Here is a 20,065-nt window from a genome sequence, read left to right as displayed (position 1 = left end):
GCAGGGGACGGGCGGTGCGATGTGTTGCAAGACCGACACAAAAACGGCCCAAGTCTCCTGCCGCGACGACGTGACTGCGTAGGGTGCTGCGCAACCGCACACGGACGGTTGCGGGGGAACCATTCGAGAGGGGACAGCGCGTGGTGGACGTATCCAAGGGCAGTGCGCCCGGGGGCCCTGGGGTCAACCTGACCAAGGGTCAGGCCATCAGCCTGGAGAAGCGGGGCGGAGGCACCCTGACCGCGGTGCGCATGGGGCTCGGCTGGCAGGCCGCGCCGCGCCGGGGCCTGTTCGGCTCCCGCACCCGTGAGATCGACCTGGACGCCTCGGCGGTGCTGTTCGCCGACAAGCAGCCGGTCGACGTGGTCTTCTTCCGTCACCTCGTCAGCGACGACGGCTCGGTGAAGCACACCGGCGACAACCTCGTCGGCGGCGCCGGCCAGGGCGGGGACGACGAGGCCATCCTGGTGGACCTCGAACGGATCCCGGTCCACATCGACCAGATCGTCTTCACGGTGAACTCGTTCACCGGACAGACGTTCCAGGAGGTGCAGAACGCCTTCTGCCGCATCGTCGACGAGACCAACGGCCAGGAGCTGGCCCGCTACACGCTGGACGGCGGCGGGCAGTACACCGCGCAGATCATGGCGAAGGTGCACCGCGACGGCGCCGGGTGGAAGATGACGGCCCTCGGGAATCCGGCCAACGGCCGCACGTTCCAGGACCTGATGCCGTCGATCCTGCCGCACCTGTAGACACGACACGCACGGCTCGACACGCACGGCCGGGCACCACACGCACCGCACGTACCGGCACACGCAGCTCCCGGAGGCAGGCCACGGCCGCCGGGAGCTGCACCGTTGCCACGCTCCACCCACACCGCACACGGACACCCGCCCCACCACACCGCACGAGACCGCACGAGACCGCACGACACCGATGAGGGGACAGAGGCGATGACGGCCGAGCTGGTCCGGGGACAGAACCACCCCCTGCCGCACACCCGACTGGAGATACGGGTGACGGCCGGCGCGCCGGTCCTGGCCTGCGTCACCCTCGCCGACGCCGCGGGCACCGTACCGGGCACCGAGTGGATCGCCCACCCCGGCGCGCCCACGCTCCCCGGCGTCGAGGTCTCCCGCCAGGCCGCCGCCGGACTGCGCTTCCACGTCGACCTGGAAGCCGTGGCCGAGCGCGCCCACTTGGTCCACGTGCTGTTCGCGCTGCCCGAAGGCGTCGGCGGTCCCGACCGCTTCGGCGGCACGGCCGCGCCCTTCGCCGCCGTCACCTCCACCGACGGCACCGAGATCGCCGGCTTCACCCTCACCGGCCTGGACGCCGAGTCCGCCGTCGTCGCCCTGGAGCTGTACCGCCGCCAGGGCGCCTGGAAGGTCCGCGCCGTGGGCCAGGGGTACGCGGGCGGCCTCGCCGAGCTGTTCGGCGACCAGGGCCTCCCGGAGGCGCGCGCGTTCGCCGCCACCATCCAGGACGCGGTCGCCCGCCACCTCGCCAACGCCGTCCAGGCCCCCCTGCCCGGATCACCGGACGGGACCCGTGTCCGGCCCGAGGCACCCGAGCCCGTGACCGCGCCGGCCCCGCCGGCCGCGCCCGGTCCCGTACCGCAGCAGGCGGGCCCGCCCACCGGCGCGGGCGGAGCCGTCAACTACACGCACCCCGGCCGCCGTACGTCCACACCCCCGACCCCGCCGCCCCCGGCCGCCCCGCCCGCCGCACCGGGACAGCCCCCGCGCCCCGTCGCGGGCGACGCGACGGGCTGGTCCATGGACGAGCGCCTCTATAACCAGGTCTGGGGCATGTTCGAGGACCTGGCCCGCGCCGTCGCCGCGTACCGCAGCGCGGTCGACTTCGCCGAGTCCCGGATGGAACAGGAACTGGACCGCGTCCTGTCCGACCCCCGCAACCGCGTCGGCCGCGCGGGCGACACCGCCCGCGAGGCGGCCCGCGCCAAACACGACGAGCTGGCCGCCCGCGCGCGTGAGGTCCTCGACCGCGACCTCGCCCAGCTCGCCGCCGAGACCGAGGTGGTCGAACCGGCCCTCCCGGCGGCCTACGCGGGCTGGGACAGCCCCGTCTGGCACGCCTACCGCGTCCCGATGGAGATCCCCATGGCGCTGCGCCTCGGGGACGTCCACCTGCCCGAGCGCCCCGACCTGCGCATCCCGATGCTCGTACGGCTGCCGCTGGAGCGCGGGCTGTGGGTCGACAGCGGCCGGCTCAGCTCCGAGGCCGCCATGATGATGGACGAGGACCAGCTGCGCCGGCTGGCCATGGACACCGCGGTCATCCACGCCGGGCGCCTGCTGGCCGTCTACCCGCCCGGCGAGTTCACCGTCCATGTCATCGACCCCGCCGGGTCCGCGGCCGCCGCGCTGGCGCCGCTGACCTCCTCGGGCGTCCTCGACGGGCCGCCCGCGGCGGGCGCCGCCGGAGTCGCGGCCGTCCTCGCGAAACTCACCGCGCGCGTCGACCTCGTACAGATGGCCGTGCGCGGCGGCGCCGCCGAATCGCTGCCGCCGGACCTCGACACCGCCGAGCAGCTGCTGATCGTCAACGACTTCCCGCACGGCTTCGACGACCGGGCCGTGACCCAGCTGCGCTACCTCGCCGACGAGGGCCCGTCGGTCGGTGTGCACCTGCTGATGGTCGCGGACCGCGAGGACGCCGACGCGTACGGACCGGTGCTCGACCCGCTCTGGCGGTCCCTGCTCCGGATCACCCCGATCCCGGACAATCACCTCGCCGACCCCTGGGTCGGCCACGCCTGGACGTACGAGCCGCCGACGGTTCCGCCGGGCAGCCGGGTGGTGACGCAAGCACTCGGACAGGTGGCGGCGGCCCGTCGCGCATGGCGGCGCTGACCTGCGCTCTTGGGCTCCCTTTATCTTTTTCTTTACCTTTCCTTGGCCTTTCCTGTACTCTTCTGGGTATCGGAGGGGAGTACTCCCGTATGCGACGTACCCGTCAATACGGACCGCAATCGGTCCCGGGGCGTCGGCCCGAGGAGCGGCGGTGGCCGTCCGGGTGGAGGAGACCTCCGGCAGCGACGACGCTGATCTTGTAGCCGTACGACGCCGGAGGCGCAGTGGACGTGTCATGGATCTTGTGGGCGACGACCATTCTTGGTCTGTCCGCCTTGATCGCGGTCGACTTCTTCATCGGGCGCAAGCCCCATGACGTGTCGATGAAGGAGGCGGGCATCTGGACGGGTGTCTGGATCGCCCTCGCCGCGCTGTTCGGCCTCGGCCTGATGGTGTTCGGTACGGGCCAGGCCTCCGGCGAGTTCTTCGCGGGCTTCATCACCGAGAAGTCGCTCAGCGTCGACAACCTCTTCGTGTTCGTCCTGATCATGGCGAAGTTCTCGGTGCCCACCCACCTCCAGCAGCGGGTGCTGCTGATCGGGGTGCTGATCGCCCTGGTGCTGCGCGCCATCTTCATCGCCGCCGGGGCCGCGATCATCGCCAGCTTCTCGTGGGTGTTCTTCATTTTCGGCGCGTTCCTGATCTACACCGCCTGGAAGCTCGTCCAGGAGGCGCGCTCGGACGACGAGGAGGAGGAGTTCGAGGAGAACCGCCTGCTCAAGTCCATCGAGCACCGCTTCGGTGTCGCCGACAAGTACCACGGCACGAAGCTCTTCATCCGGAAGAACGGCAAGCGGGTGCTGACCCCGCTGATGGTGGTCATGCTCGCCATCGGCACCACCGACGTGCTGTTCGCGCTGGACTCCATCCCCGCGATCTTCGGCCTGACCCAGGACCCGTACATCGTGTTCACCGCCAACGCCTTCGCCCTGATGGGGCTGCGACAGCTGTACTTCCTGATCGGCGGACTGCTCAAGAAGCTGGTCCACCTCAGCTACGGCCTGTCGGTCATCCTGGGCTTCATCGGGGTGAAGCTGGTGCTGCACGCGCTGCACGAACAGGGCGTCGGTGTGCCGGAGATCTCCATCCCGGTGTCCCTGGCGGTCATCTGCGGTGTCCTGATCATCACCACGATCACCAGCCTCATCGCCTCCAAGAAGCAGGCCGAGCGGGACGCGGCGGAGGCCGCCGGCCCGGACAAGGACAGCATCGAGGCCTGACCCGACCCGCCTCCGAACTTCCGCCGCCCCCGGTCTACCGTGGGCGGCGGAATCGTACGCCGGGGGCGAAAAGGGAAGAAGGCGCGCCGTGCTGCCCGAGCTGACGGTCGCCCGGGGCCTGTCCTCGTGGCGGCTGGACCCGGTGGCGCTGGCCGCCGTGGCCGTCCTGGGAGGGGCGTACGGCACCGGAGTGGTGCGCCGCCGGCGCGCGGGAAAGCGCTGGCCCGTCGCCCGGACCGGCGCCTTCGTGGTGATCGGGCTCGGCACGATCGTGGTCGCGACGATGTCGTCCCTCGCGGTCTACGACCGGGTGCTGTTCTGGCCGGCGGCCGTGCAGAACGTCCTGCTGGACCTCCTCGCGCCCCTCGGCCTGGCCCTCGGCGACCCGCTGGGACTGGCCGCGCCCGACGGCCCGCTGCACCGGGCGGTGACCTCACCACCGGCGAAGGTGCTGACGTACCCCCTGGTCAGCTCGCTCGTGGTGCTCGCCTCGGAGCTGACCATCTACTTCACGCCCTACTTCACGGCGTCATTGCACAGCGATGCGGTCCGCCGGCTGATGCAGGCCCAGCTGCTGCTCACCGGCTGTCTGTTCGTCCTGCCCATGCTCAGCGGCCGGGACCTGCTGCCCCGCTGGTGCACCCACCCCGTCCGGGCCGCGCTGGTCTTCCTGGACGGGCTGTTCGACTCCGTCCCCGGCATCGTGGTCATGACCAGCGGTACGTCGGTCGCCGGGCGCTGGTACGCGGCCCAGGGACGGACCTGGGGGCCCGGTGTGCGGCAGGACCAGCGGCTCGGTGGCGGGCTGATGCTGAGCCTCGCGGAGCTGGTCGCGCTGCCGTTCCTGATCGCCGTCTTCGCGGAGTGGTGGCGCGCGGACCGGGCGAAGGCCCGGGACCTGGACGCCCGCCTCGACCGCGAACTGGCCCCGGCGGCGCCGACCGGGGCCGGCGTACCGGGACCGGATCTCGTACGCCCCTGGTGGGAGACGGAGGACGGCGAGGTCGGCCGGCGCATGCGCGACGGCCGCTGACCGGGCCGCCGTACAGATGTGATCGGCTACCAGCCCCGCGCGCGCCAGTCCGGCAGGTGCGGGCGCTCGGCGCCGAGGGTGGAGTCGTCGCCATGGCCGGGGTAGATCCAGGCCTCGTCGGGCAGCGCCGCGAAGATCTTCGATTCGAGGCCGTCCATCAGCGTCCCGAAGTCCGTGGGGTTCCCGGTGCGCCCGGGACCGCCGGGGAAGAGGCAGTCGCCGGTGAAGACGTGCGGGTGGCCGTGCGGGTCGTCGTAGACCAGCGCGATCGAACCCGGTGTGTGCCCCACCAGGTGGACGGCGGTCAGGGCGACCGCCCCGACCCGGATCGTGTCCCCGTCCTCGACCAGCACGTCGGTCGGGACGGGGATGGCCTCGGCGTCGTACCGCCCCGCGTACGTGCGGGCTCCGGTGGCCGCCACGACCTCCGCGAGCGCCTGCCAGTGGTCCTGGTGGCGGTGGGTGGTGGCGACGGAGGCGATGGAGTCCTCGCCGATCAGGGTCAGCAGCGTCGCCGCGTCGGCCGCCGCGTCGATCAGCAGTTGCTCACCGGTGGCCCGGCAGCGCAGCAGATAGGAATTGTTGCCCATCGGGCCGACCTCGACCTTGGAGATCACCAGGTCGGGCAATTCGTGCACATCCGCAGGTCCGCCGACCTTCACCGCTCCGCTGTACGTCATACGGCTCAGCCTATAGCGGGGGCAGGACGGGCAGGGGGCCGCTCGCGAACTCCAGTGCGGACCCGTCGCGGCGCCCCGAGAGCCACCCCATCAGGTCCGGCGCGGGGCCTGTGACGACCGCCACGGTCTCGTCCCCGCCGACGGGAGCACGGCCCGTGCGCCAGGTGCGCCCCCCGGGCGTGGCCAGGGTCAGCGGCGGGACGGCGGCGGCCCCCGAGAAGCGGTCCGCCAGGAAGCCGATCTCCCGCTCGGTGAACTCCTCGGAGAGATCTTCGAGCGTCCGGTCGAGCCCCAGGTCGACGTGGTGCAGCTCGACCTCGATCCAGCGCCGGAAGGGCACCCGCGCCGCGGTGTCGGTCACCCCGTTGCGCAGGGTGACGGTACGGGTCCAGTCGGCGGGGACGGCCGCGGAATGATGGAAGCGGGCCGCGGCGTTACGTACATCGGCGAGGTGGACGTCGAGGGCCCTGGACGCGTCCCGCTCGATGTCCGCGTCCCGGGTGGCGCCGTCGGCGTACATGGGCCGGCCTTCGAGGACGTTGACCAGAGCGTCCGCGTTCCGCGCGAGGTGGGCCAGTACGTGCCCCCGGCTCCAGCCCGGCAGCCGTGACGGCGCGGCGAGGCTCGCGTTGTCCAGTGAGGCAGCGGCGTGGAGGAGCCGTTCGTCCGCCTCCCGCAGAGAGGCCAGGTCCCGTACGTGATCAGTCATGACGCCGACGATAGCGACCGCCAGGGACAGCGCCGCCACCCGATCGGGTGAAGGCGGCGGAGAACGGCCGTAAATCGAATGCACGTGCTATAAGCTCGGAAGAGGCATCCTGGCATGTAGGCAGAATCGCGCGGGCACCCGAAAACAGGGCTCCCCGTGCACCCCATCGCTCTGGCGCGAACCCTCCGGGCCCCCGAAGCCCGGAAGGGGCGAGCGCCCCTGCTTCTCTCCTCAGAAAGGTGCGGACCGGCGTGGCCGACCGTCTCATCGTCCGTGGCGCGCGCGAGCACAATCTCAAGAACGTCTCGCTCGACCTCCCCCGTGACTCCCTCATCGTCTTCACCGGGCTCTCCGGGTCGGGCAAGTCCTCCCTCGCGTTCGACACGATCTTCGCCGAGGGGCAGCGCCGGTACGTGGAGTCGCTGTCCTCGTACGCCCGGCAGTTCCTCGGTCAGATGGACAAGCCGGACGTGGACTTCATCGAGGGGCTGTCCCCGGCCGTCTCGATCGACCAGAAGTCGACCTCGCGCAACCCGCGCTCGACGGTCGGCACGATCACCGAGGTGTACGACTACCTCCGGCTGCTCTTCGCCCGGATCGGCAAGCCGCACTGCCCCGAGTGCGGCCGTCCAATCTCCCGCCAGTCGCCGCAGGCCATCGTGGACCGGGTCCTGGAGCTGCCCGAGGGCAGCCGCTTCCAGGTCCTCTCGCCGCTCGTCCGCGAGCGCAAGGGCGAGTTCGTGGACCTCTTCGCCGATCTCCAGACGAAGGGGTACAGCCGCGCACGGGTCGACGGGCAGACCGTCCAGCTCACCGAGCCCCCCAAGCTCAAGAAGCAGGAGAAGCACACCATCGAGGTGGTCATCGACCGCCTCACGGTGAAGGACAGCGCCAAGCGGAGGCTGACCGACTCGGTCGAGACCGCGCTCGGCCTCTCCGGCGGCATGGTCGTGCTCGACTTCGTGGACCTCCCGGAGGACGACCCCGAGCGCGAGCGGATGTTCTCCGAGCACCTCTACTGCCCGTACGACGACCTCTCCTTCGAGGAGCTGGAGCCCCGCTCCTTCTCCTTCAACTCGCCCTTCGGCGCCTGCCCCGAGTGCAGCGGCATCGGTACGCGCATGGAGGTCGACCCGGAGCTGATCGTCCCGGACGAGGACAAGTCCCTGGACGAGGGCGCCATCCACCCCTGGTCCCACGGCCACACCAAGGAGTACTTCGGCCGGCTGATCGGCGGGCTCGCGCAGGCCCTCGGCTTCCGTACGGACATCCCGTGGGCCGGACTGCCCGCGCGCGCCAAGAAGGCCCTGCTGTACGGCCACAAGACGCAGGTCGAGGTCCGGTACCGGAACAGGTACGGGCGGGAGCGCGCGTACACCACCCCCGCCTTCGAGGGCGCGGTGTCCTTCGTCAAGCGGCGGCACAGCGAGTCCGAGACGGACTCCAGCAGGGAGCGCTTCGAGGGGTACATGCGCGAGGTGCCCTGCCCGACCTGCGAGGGCACGCGCCTCAAGCCGATCGTCCTCGCGGTCACGGTCATGGACAAGTCCATCGCCGACATCGCGGCCCTGTCGATCAGCGACTGCGCCGAGTTCCTGGGCCGCCTCAAGCTGAACGCCCGCGACAAGAAGATCGCCGAGCGGGTGCTCAAGGAGGTCAACGAACGGCTGCGGTTCCTGGTCGACGTCGGCCTGGACTACCTGTCGCTGAACCGCGCCGCGGGCACCCTGTCCGGCGGCGAGGCCCAGCGCATCCGGCTCGCCACCCAGATCGGCTCCGGCCTGGTCGGCGTGCTCTACGTCCTGGACGAGCCCTCCATCGGCCTCCACCAGCGGGACAACCACCGGCTGATCGAGACCCTGGTCCGGCTGCGGGACATGGGCAACACCCTGATCGTCGTGGAGCACGACGAGGACACCATCAAGGTCGCCGACTGGGTGGTCGACATCGGCCCGGGGGCCGGTGAGCACGGCGGGAAGGTCGTGCACTCGGGCCCGTTGAAGGGGCTGCTGACCAACAAGGAATCACTGACCGGCCAGTACCTGTCCGGGAAGCGGGCCATCCCGACCCCGGAGATCCGGCGGCCCGTGGACGGGACCCGGCAGCTCACGGTGCAGGGCGCCCGGGAGAACAACCTCCAGGACATCGACGTGTCCTTCCCGCTGGGCGTGCTCACGGCGGTCACCGGGGTCTCGGGCTCCGGGAAGTCGACCCTGGTCAACGACATCCTCTACACCCACCTGGCCCGGGAGCTGAACGGCGCGAAGTCGGTGCCGGGGCGGCACACCCGGGTCGACGGGGACGACCTGGTCGACAAGGTCGTCCACGTCGACCAGTCGCCCATCGGCCGCACACCGCGGTCCAACCCGGCCACGTACACCGGCGTCTTCGACCACGTCCGCAAGCTCTTCGCGGACACGATGGAGGCGAAGGTCCGGGGCTATCTCCAGGGGCGCTTCTCCTTCAACGTGAAGGGCGGCCGCTGCGAGAACTGCTCCGGCGACGGCACGATCAAGATCGAGATGAACTTCCTGCCGGACGTGTACGTCCCCTGCGAGGTCTGCCACGGGGCGCGCTACAACCGGGAGACGCTGGAGGTCCACTACAAGGGCAAGTCCATCGCCGAGGTCCTCGACATGCCGATCGAGGAGGCGCTGGACTTCTTCGAGGCGGTGCCGGCGATCTCGCGCCACCTCAGGACGCTCAACGAGGTGGGCCTGGGGTACGTACGCCTGGGCCAGTCCGCCCCGACCCTCTCGGGCGGCGAGGCGCAGCGCGTGAAGCTCTCCAGCGAGCTCCAGAAGCGCTCCACGGGCCGCACGGTCTACGTCCTGGACGAGCCGACGACCGGGCTGCACTTCGAGGACATCAGCAAGCTGATCAAGGTGCTGTCCGGGCTGGTCGACAAGGGCAACACGGTGATCGTGATCGAGCACAACCTGGACGTCATCAAGACGGCGGACTGGGTGATCGACATGGGCCCGGAGGGCGGGAACGGGGGCGGCCTGGTGGTCGCGGAGGGGACGCCGGAGCAGGTGGCGGGGGAGGCGTCCAGCCATACGGGCAAGTTCCTGCGCGAGATCCTTGACGCGAACCGAATCCTTGACGCGGCCCCGAAGAAGCCGACGCGTCGCCGTAAGCCGGTCTCTCGTTGACCGTGGCGGTCGGCTTTTGTCCTCAATCGCCGGACGGGCGTTCTGGGGCCGGTGGGCCGCGCGTTCTCGGTGACCGCGTTCTCGGTGACCGCGTTCTCGGTGACCGCGTTGCGGTCAGGGTTGTCCTCAATCGCCGGACGGGCTTGATTTTGCCGCTGCGGGCCGGCTTCTATCCGCAGGCCGGTTGCCGGGGGCCGGGCAGGGGCCGTGTCCTGCACTGCATGTTTTACGTCGCGTTCAGCAACTCCCATTTCTAACGTTCGCCATGCGACACAAAACACGCTTTACGTTCCGGACACGACCCCTGCCCGTCCCCCTTCCAGGCCCGCGCTACTACCTGGCCCGCTCCGGGGCGGGCGGGGTCGTTCACTTTCCCCGGCGGCGTGAGGGGGGTGGGGTCGTAGGAGGTGCGTGTGTCCGGACGTAGAGCGTGTTTTGTGTCGCATGGCGAACGTCAATCAAAACGAGCTGCTGAACGCGACGTAAAACATGCAGTCCGGACATACGTGCCTCCGGAGGCCCCGCCCCCCGTCACCACGGCACCCCCAGCCCGTCCGGCGATTGAGGACATCAGTAAGCCGCGCCAAACGCACCGGGGCGCTACGCTCCCGCCCGAGCGCAGACCTCCGCCGCCGCGTGCGACGCGAAGTCAAGGACCTCGCGCCACCCCGAGGCCCCAAGCGCCACCAGCCCCGAAGGGGACAACGCGTCCCGCACAGACAGCGCATGCAGCACCGCCGCGTTCACCGTGTCGCCCGCCCCGATCGTGTCCACCACGGACACCGGAGCCGCCGGCACGGACACCTCCGTGCCGTCCGCCGTCCACACGCTCAAACCCTCCGCGCCGCGGGTCAGCACCACCGCCGCCGGCCCCCGCGCCGTCCACTCCGCCGGGACGCCGCCCAGCCACGCCGCGTCGTCCACGGAGAGCTTCAGCAGCGTCACGGACGGCAGCCAGCCGGTGAAGCGGGTCCGGTAGGCGTCCGGGTCCGGGATCAGTCCCGGTCTGATGTTCGGGTCGAGCAGGGTGAAAACCCCGCGCGCCGACTCCCTCCGCAACAGCGCCTCGTACGCGCTCGCGCCCGGCTCCAGCACCAGCGAGCACGTGCCCAGGGCGAGAGCCCGGACCTCGGGGGGCAGTGTGTGCGGCAGTTCGAACAGCCGGTCCGCGCTGCCCTCCGCGTAGAAGCCGAAGCCCGCGGACCCGTCCGGGCCGAGGGCTGCGACGGCGAGGGTCGTGGGCTCGTGGCCCCGCTGTACCAGGGACGTGTCGACGCCCGACGCCTTCAGCCCCTCCATCAGCATGTCCCCGAAGACGTCCGTCGAGATCCGCGAGCAGAAGGCGGCGGGCGACCCGAGCCGGCCCAGCGCGACGGCCGTGTTGAACGGCCCGCCACCGAGGCGCGGCAGCAGCGCCGCGGGCGCGGTGCGGTCCGTGCGGTCCCGGTCCCCCGCAGCGGCGGCAGCGGCAGCAGCGGTCTGCTGCGGCACCAGGTCGATCAGAGCTTCTCCGGCGACGACGATCACAGATCCGAACGTAACGCATACCCGCCGTACGCGGCGGCGACGACGGCGACGGCGGCGCGGACACGGCGGACAGAGACCCCGCGCCTCCCGGACCCCCCGGGCCGACGCCCGGCACCGCGCCGGTATCGTCACGTATGCCACCCCCGCCCGCGCCGCGGGCCCCGTACCACCCTGACCCGTGGAGACACCATGCCCGCCCCCCGCCGAACCGTGCTGAAGGGGGCCGCGCTCGCCGGCGCCGCCGGACTGGGGGTCGCCGCCTGCTCCACCGAGTCGAAGCTGGGCCACGCCGAGACGCCCACCCCCACGGCCCCCGAGCCCCTGGGCGCGGCGTCCGAGGTGCCCGTCGGGGGCGCCAAGCTCTACCGCGAGCAGCGGGTGATCGTGTACTGCCCGGCGAAGGGCGAGTACAAGGGGTTCAGCGCCCAGTGCACCCACGCGGGCTGCCTCCTGGAGAAGCTCGAAGGCACGATCGGTGACTGCCCGTGTCACGGCAGCCGCTTCGACGTCACCACCGGCGAGGCGGTGCACGGCCCCGCCACGGTGCCGCTGCCGAAGGTCCCCGTCAGGCTGGAGGGCGACAACCTGGTGGCGGGCCCGAAAGCCTGACGCGCAACCAACGGCGACCACCCCCGCGCGCGTCCCGCGCTGTCGGCGCTCGCAAGTAGGGTGGACAGCATGGCCGACCCCTCCAGCTACCGCCCCAAGCCGGGACAGATCCCCGACTCGCCGGGGGTCTACAAATTCCGCGACGAACACCACCGGGTGATCTACGTCGGGAAGGCGAAAAGCCTGCGCCCGCGCCTGTCCAGCTACTTCCAGGACCTGGCCGGCCTGCACCCCCGTACCCGCACGATGGTCACTACCGCCGCCTCCGTCGAGTGGACCGTCGTCTCCACCGAGGTCGAGGCGCTCCAGCTGGAGTACTCCTGGATCAAGGAGTTCGACCCCCGCTTCAACGTCAAGTACCGCGACGACAAGAGCTATCCGTATCTCGCGGTCACCCTCAACGAGGAGTTCCCGCGCGTCCAGGTGATGCGCGGCGCCAAGCGCAAGGGCGTGCGGTACTTCGGTCCGTACGGACACGCCTGGGCGATCCGCGAGACGGTCGACCTGATGCTCCGGGTGTTTCCCGTACGGACCTGCTCCGCCGGGGTGTTCAAGAACGCGGAGCGGACGGGCCGCCCCTGCCTGCTCGGCTACATCGGCAAGTGCTCCGCGCCCTGCGTCGGCCGGGTCACCCCGGAGGAACACCGCGAACTGGCCGAGGAGTTCTGCGACTTCATGGCCGGCCGCACCGGCGCGTACATCCGCCGCCTGGAGCGGCAGATGACGGTCGCCGCCGAGGACATGGAGTACGAGAAGGCGGGCCGGCTGCGCGACGACATAGGGGCGCTGCGCCGGGCGATGGAGAAGAACGCCGTCGTGCTCGCCGACGCCACCGACGCGGACCTGATCGCGGTGGCCGAGGACGAGCTGGAGGCCGCCGTGCAGATCTTCCACGTCCGCGGCGGCCGGGTGCGCGGCCAGCGCGGCTGGGTCACCGACAAGGTCGAGGAGGTCGGCACGGCCGGCCTGGTCGAGCACGCGCTCCAGCAGCTGTACGGGGAGGAGACCGGCGAGTCCGTACCGAAGGAGGTCCTGGTCCCCGCGCTGCCCGGCGACGACGCGGAGACGGCCGCCGTCACCCAGTGGCTGAGCGAGCGCCGCGGTTCGCTGGTGTCCCTGCGGATCCCGCAGCGCGGCGACAAGAAGGACCTGATGGCGACGGTCGAGCGCAACGCCCAGCAGGCGCTCGTCCTGCACAAGACCAGGCGGGCCAGCGATCTCACGACCCGCTCCCGGGCGCTGGAGGAGATCGCGCGGGCCCTGGACCTGGACAGTGTGCCGCTGCGGATCGAGTGCTTCGACATCTCCCACCTCCAGGGGGACGACGTCGTCGCCTCCATGGTGGTCTTCGAGGACGGCCTCGCCCGTAAGAGCGAATACCGCCGCTTCCAGATCAAGGGCCGGGTCGGGGACGCCCAGGTCTGGCACGGCGAGGGACAGGACGACGTCCGGTCGATGCACGAGGTGATCGCCCGCCGCTTCCGCCGCTACCTCCTGGAGAAGGAGAAGACGGGGGAGTGGACGGAGCAGGACCTCGCGGGCGAGACCGACGCGGCGGGCGAGGTGCCCGCCGCGCCCGAGGACGACGGCCGCCCGAAGCGCTTCGCGTACCCGCCCCAGCTGGTCGTGGTCGACGGCGGACAGCCGCAGGTCGCGGCGGCCAAGCGGGCCCTGGACGAGCTGGGCATCGACGACGTGGCGGTCTGCGGGCTCGCCAAGCGCCTCGAAGAGGTCTGGCTCCCCGACGACGACGATCCGGTGGTCCTGCCCCGCTCCAGCGAGGGGCTCTACCTCCTCCAGCGCGTGCGTGACGAGGCGCACCGGTTCGCGATCACCTATCAGCGGGCGAAGCGGGCCAAACGCATCAGGACCAGCCCGCTGGACGACGTCCCCGGTCTCGGTGAGACCCGGAAGCACGCGCTCATCAAGCATTTCGGCTCGGTGAAGCGGCTGCGGCAGGCGACAATCGAGCAGATCTGCGAGGTCCCGGGGCTCGGCCGCAAGACGGCCGAGGCCGTTGCCGTGGCCCTCGCCCAGGCGGCCCCGGCCGCACCCGCCGTGAACACGGCAACAGGAGAGATCATGGATGACGACGGGGGCAGCACGCATGACTGAGCACGACCGGGACGGAGCGGAGCACGTGAGTACGGGCACCACGAAGGAGGCCGGTGATGCCGTCGAGGCGGCCATCCCCGAGCTGGTGATCATCTCCGGCATGTCGGGCGCGGGGCGCAGCACCGCGGCGAAGTGCCTGGAGGACCTCGGCTGGTTCGTCGTCGACAACCTGCCACCCGCGCTGATCCCCACCATGGTGGAGCTGGGCGCCCGCTCGCAGGGCAACGTGGCCAGGATCGCGGTGGTCGTGGACGTCCGCGGCCGGCGGTTCTTCGACAACCTCCGCGAGTCCCTGGCGGACCTCGACGCCAAGGGCGTCAACCGCAGGATCGTCTTCCTGGAGTCGTCCGACGAGGCGCTGGTCCGCCGGTTCGAGTCCGTCCGGCGTCCGCACCCCCTCCAGGGGGACGGCCGGATCGTGGACGGCATCGAGGCCGAGCGTGACCTGCTGCGCGAGCTGCGCGGCGACGCCGACCTGGTGATCGACACGTCCAGCCTCAACGTGCACGAGCTGCGCGCCAAGCTGGACGCCGGGTTCGCCGGGGACGAGAAGCCGGAGCTGCGGGCGACGGTGATGTCGTTCGGCTACAAGTACGGCCTGCCGGTCGACGCCGATCTGGTGGTGGACTGCCGCTTCCTGCCGAACCCGCACTGGGTCCCGGAGTTGCGGCCGTTCACCGGCCTCAACGAGGAGGTGTCCGCGTACGTCTTCAACCAGCCGGGCGCCAAGGAGTTCCTCGACCGCTACACCGAGCTGCTCCAGCTGATCGCGGCCGGGTACCGCCGAGAGGGCAAGCGGTACGTGACGGTCGCGGTCGGCTGTACGGGTGGCAAGCACCGTTCCGTGGCCATGTCCGAGAAGCTCGCCGCCCGCCTCGCCGCCGAAGGTGTCGAGACCGTCGTCGTCCACCGGGACATGGGGCGCGAGTGACCGGACGCACCTTCCGCATGCGGCGCCTGCGCAGGGGCACCCCCGCGCCGGCGTCGCGGGCTCGCGGTGCCCAGCCCAAGGTCGTCGCCCTGGGCGGCGGCATGGGCCTGTCCGCCTCGCTGGCGGCCCTGCGCCGGATCACCGGCGACCTGACCGCCGTCGTCACGGTCGCCGACGACGGCGGCTCCAGCGGCCGGCTCCGCGACGAGCTGGGTGTCCTGCCGCCGGGCGACCTGCGCAAGGCGCTGGCGGCGCTCTGCGGGGACGACGACTGGGGCCAGACGTGGGCCCGGGTCATCCAGCACCGCTTCGTCTCCCGGGGCGATCTCCACGACCACGCCGTCGGCAATCTGCTGATCGTCGCCCTGTGGGAGCAGCTGGGCGACCATGTGCAGGCCCTGGACCTGGTCGGCAAGCTGCTCGGCGCGCACGGCCGGGTGCTGCCCATGTCCGCGGTGCCGCTGGAGCTCCAGGCGCTCGTACGGGGGCACGACCCGGCCCGCCCGGACGACGTCGACACCGTGCGCGGCCAGGCCACGGTCGCGCTCACGCGCGGTGAGGTGCAGTCCGTGCACCTGGTCCCGAACGACCCGCCGGCGGTCCCCGAGGCCGTCGCGGCGGTGCTGGACGCCGACTGGGTGGTGCTCGGCCCCGGCTCCTGGTTCTCCTCGGTCATTCCGCACCTGCTGGTGCCCGAGCTGCTCGACGCCCTGGTCGAGACGAAGGCCCGCCGGGTCCTGTCGTTGAATCTCGCACCACAACCCGGTGAAACCGATGGCTTCTCACCGCAGCGTCATTTGGAGGTTTTGGGGCGACACGCCCCTAAACTCGCCCTGGACGTGGTGCTCGCCGATGAGGCCGCCGTGCCTGACTGCGAGTCACTCGCCGATGCCGCCAAACGGTTCGGTGCCGCGGTCGAGCTGGCGCCGGTGGCAGCGACCGACAGTTCCCCGAAGCACGATCCGGAGCTGTTGGCAGCCGCGTACGACCGTATTTTTCGGATGCATGGAAGGATCGGCCCATGGCGATGACGCCAGCGGTGAAGGACGAGATCGCCCGCCTCCCCGTCACCCGGACGTGTTGTAGGAAGGCTGAGGTCTCGGCGATTCTTCGGTTCGCGGGCGGGCTGCACCTGGTGAGCGGCCGCATCGTGATCGAGGCGGAGCTGGACACCAGCATCGCCGCGCGCCGCCTCCGCAAGGACATCCTGGAGATCTTCGGGCACAACTCGGAGCTGGTGGTGATGGCCCCGGGCGGCCTGCGCAGAGGCAGCCGTTACGTCGTACGGGTGATCACCGGCGGTGACCAGCTGGCCCGGCAGACCGGTCTGGTCGACGGCCGGGGGCGCCCGATCCGCGGACTGCCCCCGCAGGTCGTCTCCGGTGCCACCTGTGACGCCGAGGCGGCCTGGCGCGGGGCGTTCCTCGCGCACGGTTCGCTCACCGAGCCCGGCCGCTCCTCCTCGCTGGAGGTGACCTGCCCGGGCCCCGAGGCCGCCCTCGCCCTGGTCGGCGCGGCCCGCCGGCTCCAGATCGCCGCCAAGGCCCGTGAGGTACGGGGCGTGGACCGGGTGGTCGTACGGGACGGGGACGCGATCGGCGCCCTGCTGACCCGGCTCGGCGCGCACGAGTCGGTGCTGGCCTGGGAGGAGCGGCGGATGCGCCGCGAGGTCCGCGCCACGGCCAACCGCCTCGCCAACTTCGACGACGCCAACCTGCGCCGTTCCGCCCGCGCCGCCGTCGCGGCGGGGGCCCGGGTGGGACGCGCCCTGGAGATCCTCGGCGAGGAGGTGCCCGAGCATCTCGCCGCCGCCGGCCGGCTCCGTATGGAGCACAAGCAGGCGTCGCTGGAGGAGCTGGGCGCGCTCGCCGACCCGCCGCTGACCAAGGACGCGGTCGCGGGCCGGATCCGACGGCTGCTGGCCATGGCCGACAAGCGGGCGCAGGACCTGGGCATTCCGGGTACGGAGTCGACGCTCAGCGAGGAGATGGCCGACGGTCTCGTCGGCTGAGGTTCTCCGCCACGTACCACCGGGTGCTGCCGGCCTTCTGAGGAGGCCGGCAGCACCCTTTTTTAGGTGTCCGCAACACCTATCCCGCGCCGCTCCGGTGGGCCCTTGACATGATCATGGAGCATGGTCAACCTGACGTCTGGTCACGTACGTGACGGACAACGGCAAGGGGGGCACATGAGACGCAGAGCGAGATCGATCCTCGCGGCGGGCGCGCTGCTGGTGGGCGGAGTGACACTGGCGCCGCTCGCCGAGGCGCAGACGGCGCCGGGCGCGGACGCCGGCGCGGACGCCGTGAAGGTGTTCGACGCCCAGGTCACCAAGGAGCAGGTGCCGCTGCTCATAGCCGCCGGCCAGGACTCGCACGAACTGGGCGAGCTGGCACCGGAGAAGGGCACGGCGAAGGTCGAGCTGTTCCTCACCGACGCGCAGGCGCGCGGCCTGGAGCAGCAGGGTGTCGACGTCACCGAGCGCAAGGTCGCGGACAAGGCCGAGGCCAGGATCCAGGCGGCCGGCGACGGCGTCTTCCGCCCGTACAGCGGCAAGGGCAACCTGAAGGAAGAGATCGTCAAGACCGGGCAGGCCAACCCCGGCATCACCAAGGTCGTCTCCATCGGCAAGACCGTCCAGGGCCAGGACATCCTCGCGCTCAAGATCAGCAAAGGCGCGAAGAAGACGAAGGACGGCGCCAAGCCGTCCGTGCTCTACATGTCCAACCAGCACGCCCGGGAGTGGATCACTCCCGAGATGACGCGCCGGCTGATGCACTACTACCTCGACAACTACGGCAAGGACCGGCGGATCACCAAGATCGTCGACTCCACCGAGCTGTGGTTCGTCCCCACCGCCAACCCGGACGGCTACGACTACACGTTCAGCCCCGACGGCGACCGGCTGTGGCGCAAGAACCTGCGGGACGTCGACGGCGACGGGAAGATCACCGCCGGCGACGGCGTCGACCTCAACCGCAACTTCGCCTTCAAGTGGGGCTACGACGACGAGGGTTCGTCGCCCCGCCCCACCAGCGAGACCTACCGCGGCGCGGGCCCGGGCTCCGAGCCCGAGACCAAGGCGATCGACCGCTTCCAGAAGAGCATCGGCTTCGACTACGGCATCAACTACCACTCGGCCGCCGAGCTGCTCCTCTACGGCGTGGGCTGGCAGGTCGCCACCCCCACCCCCGACGACGTGCTCTACGAGGCCCTCGCCGGTACGCCCGAGAACTCCGCGGTCCCCGGCTACTACCCGCAGGTCTCCTCCGAGCTGTACACCACCAACGGTGAGGCCGACGGGCACGCGGCGAACGTCAACGGCACGATGATGTTCACCCCGGAGATGACGACCTGCCAGACCGCCTCGGCGATCGACCCGGCCGACGCGTGGGAGGCGAGGGACTGCCAGTCCGGCTTCAACTTCCCCGACGACGAGAAGCTGATCCAGGGCGAGTTCGCCAAGAACATCCCCTTCGCGCTCTCCGTCGCCGAGACCGCCGTCCACCCCGACCAGCCGGTCTCCTCGGTCGGCCTGACGGCCCCCGACTTCACCCTGGACCCCTTCACCACCTCGTACGCGCGCGGTGAGGACCAGGAAGTCGCCGTCACCGTCCGCAAGTCCGTCCGGGACAAGGAGCTCAACTACCGGATCAACGGCGGCCGTACGCACGACGAGGACCTCAAGGCCTGGAAGGGCGGCGAGACCTACGGCGGCGACGACAACCTCCACTTCGACGAGTACCGCGCCGAGGTCGAGGACGCCGACCCGGGCGACACGGTCGAGGTCTGGTTCACCGGCCGCACCGCGGCCGGCCGCTCCACGGCCAGTGAGCACTTCACCTACACCGTCGCCGAGCGCCCCCGCGCCGACACGATCGTGATCGCCGAGGGCGCCGGATCCGCCCAGAACGCCGCCGTGTACGTCGACGCCCTCCGGGCCAACGGCCGTACCGCCGTCGTCTGGGACGTCCCCACCCAGGGCGCCCCGCACCCGCTGGCAGTCCTGAGCCACTTCTCCACCGCCGTCCACTACACCGGGGCCACCGCCCCGACCGGCGACACCCAGCTGGCCGTCAGGGACTTCATCAACGAAGGCGGCAAGCTGGTCGAGACCGGCGAGCTGGCCGGCGGCAACGCCCAGGTCGGCCGCGCCCAGACCAACGACTTCAGCCAGTACTACCTGGGCGCGTACGGCCGTACGTCCCTGGGCGGCGCCACCGGCTTCACCGGCGCCGGCGCCCTCGCGGGCGCGGCGGGACCGCTGGCGGCCGCACCCGGCAACCCGCTGAACGCCGCCGGGGTCTACAACATCACCTCCGAGAACCTGGACCCGGAGACCTTCCCCCAGTTCCGGAGCGCGCAGGCCGGCACGTACGCGGGCATCGTCAACCCGTACGCCCCCTACCAGGGCGCCTGGATGGCGGCGGCCACCCACGAGGACGACGACTGGCGGCGCCTGAGCCGGACCGTCGACCTCACCGGGGTCACCGCGGCCGACAAGCCCGAGCTGCGTCTCGCCCTGAACTGGAACACCGAGCCGGGCTACGACCACGCCGTCCTGGAGGCGCACACCACCGGCGCCGAGGACTGGACCACACTCCCCGAGGCCGGCGGCGCCACCACCGCGGCCGTCCCCGACGAGTGCGAGGCCGGGTTCTTCGTCGCCGGGCACCCGTTCCTGGAGCACTACCTCACCCTCGGCGACGACGGCTGCCGGGCGACCGGCACCACCGGCGCCTGGAACAGCTTCACCGGCACCTCCAACGGCTGGAAGCAGGTCGCCTTCGACCTGAGCGCCTACGCCGGGAAGAAGGTCGACCTGTCGCTCAGCTACATCACCGACCCCAGCACGGGTGGCCGCGGACTCTTCGCGGACAACACGCGCCTGGCCGTCGGCGGCACCGAGCAGCAGGCCGAGGGCTTCGAGACCTCTCTCGGCGCCTGGACCACCCCGGGAGCCCCGGCGGGCAGCCCGGCCGTGGAAGGCGACTGGACGCGCGTCCAGGAGCTTTTCAAGGCCTACTCCGCCGTGACCACCCGTGACACCGTGCTGCTCGGCTTCGGCCTGGAGCACGTGCAGGACGCCGGACAGCGTGCGGCGATCCTCGGCAAGGCACTGCGCGGCCTGCGTCACTGATCCGCGACGCCGGGGTCACCGGTGGTTCACCACCCGATCACCCCGGCGTCGACGGCCCGTGCCCGCT

The 20,065-nt window shown here is 71.1% G+C and carries 14 protein-coding genes; 11 read left to right on the top strand and 3 right to left on the bottom strand.

The genetic code is table 11. The features are described 5' to 3' along the window. The first annotated feature begins 188 nt into the window (after window positions 1–188). From ACIO1C_RS08920 to ACIO1C_RS08905, 4 genes are all read left to right on the top strand, one after another. Window positions 189–755, top strand: a complete 567-nt coding sequence (locus tag ACIO1C_RS08920; RefSeq protein ID WP_161312108.1) for a TerD family protein — start codon at window positions 189–191, stop codon at window positions 753–755. Window positions 756–956: 201 nt separating this feature from the next. Next, window positions 957–2,879, top strand: coding sequence for a TerD family protein (locus ACIO1C_RS08915; RefSeq protein WP_401860088.1), 1,923 nt, complete (start codon window positions 957–959; stop codon window positions 2,877–2,879). A gap of 224 nt (window positions 2,880–3,103) precedes the next feature. Then, a complete protein-coding gene (locus tag ACIO1C_RS08910; RefSeq protein WP_401860087.1) occupies window positions 3,104–4,099 on the top strand; it encodes a TerC family protein in 996 nt (331 codons plus the stop codon). Window positions 4,100–4,187: 88 nt separating this feature from the next. Further along, window positions 4,188–5,132 (top strand): cytochrome c oxidase assembly protein, encoded by a 945-nt coding sequence (locus tag ACIO1C_RS08905; protein WP_401860085.1) that lies wholly within the window; start codon window positions 4,188–4,190, stop codon window positions 5,130–5,132. A 26-nt stretch (window positions 5,133–5,158) separates the two neighbouring features. Here ACIO1C_RS08905 and ACIO1C_RS08900 read toward each other — a convergent pair whose 3' ends face one another. Both ACIO1C_RS08900 and ACIO1C_RS08895 read right to left on the bottom strand, forming a co-directional pair. Continuing rightward, window positions 5,159–5,812, bottom strand: a complete 654-nt coding sequence (locus ACIO1C_RS08900; protein ID WP_401860083.1) for an MBL fold metallo-hydrolase — start codon at window positions 5,810–5,812, stop codon at window positions 5,159–5,161. Window positions 5,813–5,822: 10 nt separating this feature from the next. Then, complete coding sequence (locus tag ACIO1C_RS08895; RefSeq protein ID WP_401860081.1) at window positions 5,823–6,521, bottom strand: maleylpyruvate isomerase family mycothiol-dependent enzyme; 699 nt, start codon at window positions 6,519–6,521, stop codon at window positions 5,823–5,825. 251 nt (window positions 6,522–6,772) lie between these two features. Here ACIO1C_RS08895 and uvrA point away from each other — a divergent pair, with 251 nt between their 5' ends. Next, window positions 6,773–9,676, top strand: coding sequence for an excinuclease ABC subunit UvrA (gene uvrA, locus ACIO1C_RS08890; protein ID WP_401860079.1), 2,904 nt, complete (start codon window positions 6,773–6,775; stop codon window positions 9,674–9,676). A 600-nt stretch (window positions 9,677–10,276) separates the two neighbouring features. Here uvrA and ACIO1C_RS08885 read toward each other — a convergent pair. Continuing rightward, window positions 10,277–11,203 (bottom strand): carbohydrate kinase, encoded by a 927-nt coding sequence (locus ACIO1C_RS08885; RefSeq protein WP_401860077.1) that lies wholly within the window; start codon window positions 11,201–11,203, stop codon window positions 10,277–10,279. Window positions 11,204–11,392: 189 nt separating this feature from the next. On the opposite strand from ACIO1C_RS08885, the gene ACIO1C_RS08880 reads away from it, so the two are divergent. From ACIO1C_RS08880 to ACIO1C_RS08855, 6 genes are all read left to right on the top strand, one after another. Then, window positions 11,393–11,812, top strand: coding sequence for a Rieske (2Fe-2S) protein (locus ACIO1C_RS08880; RefSeq protein ID WP_401860075.1), 420 nt, complete (start codon window positions 11,393–11,395; stop codon window positions 11,810–11,812). A 69-nt stretch (window positions 11,813–11,881) separates the two neighbouring features. Next, window positions 11,882–13,927 (top strand): excinuclease ABC subunit UvrC, encoded by a 2,046-nt coding sequence (gene uvrC / locus ACIO1C_RS08875; RefSeq protein ID WP_401860073.1) that lies wholly within the window; start codon window positions 11,882–11,884, stop codon window positions 13,925–13,927. Then, on the top strand, window positions 13,920–14,858 hold the full coding sequence (gene rapZ, locus ACIO1C_RS08870) for an RNase adapter RapZ (protein WP_327237139.1): 939 nt from the start codon (window positions 13,920–13,922) through the stop codon (window positions 14,856–14,858). The genes uvrC and rapZ overlap by 8 nt, the downstream gene beginning before the upstream one ends. Then, window positions 14,855–15,889 (top strand): uridine diphosphate-N-acetylglucosamine-binding protein YvcK, encoded by a 1,035-nt coding sequence (gene yvcK / locus ACIO1C_RS08865; RefSeq protein WP_401860071.1) that lies wholly within the window; start codon window positions 14,855–14,857, stop codon window positions 15,887–15,889. The genes rapZ and yvcK overlap by 4 nt, the downstream gene beginning before the upstream one ends. Beyond that, window positions 15,880–16,869 carry a DNA-binding protein WhiA gene (whiA, locus tag ACIO1C_RS08860; RefSeq protein WP_041990916.1) on the top strand — a complete coding sequence of 330 codons (990 nt, stop codon included), beginning with the start codon at window positions 15,880–15,882 and terminating at the stop codon, window positions 16,867–16,869. Before yvcK ends, whiA begins: the two co-directional genes overlap by 10 nt. Window positions 16,870–17,046: 177 nt before the next feature. Continuing rightward, entirely contained in the window at window positions 17,047–19,998 is a 2,952-nt protein-coding gene (locus ACIO1C_RS08855; RefSeq protein WP_401860069.1) for a M14 family zinc carboxypeptidase, read from the top strand. The last annotated feature ends 67 nt before the right edge of the window (window positions 19,999–20,065 follow it).

The sequence above is a fragment of the Streptomyces sp. NPDC087420 genome (assembly GCF_044744165.1).
Taxonomy (GTDB): Bacteria; Actinomycetota; Actinomycetes; order Streptomycetales; family Streptomycetaceae; genus Streptomyces.
This window is presented reverse-complemented; position numbering and strand designations above follow the sequence as displayed.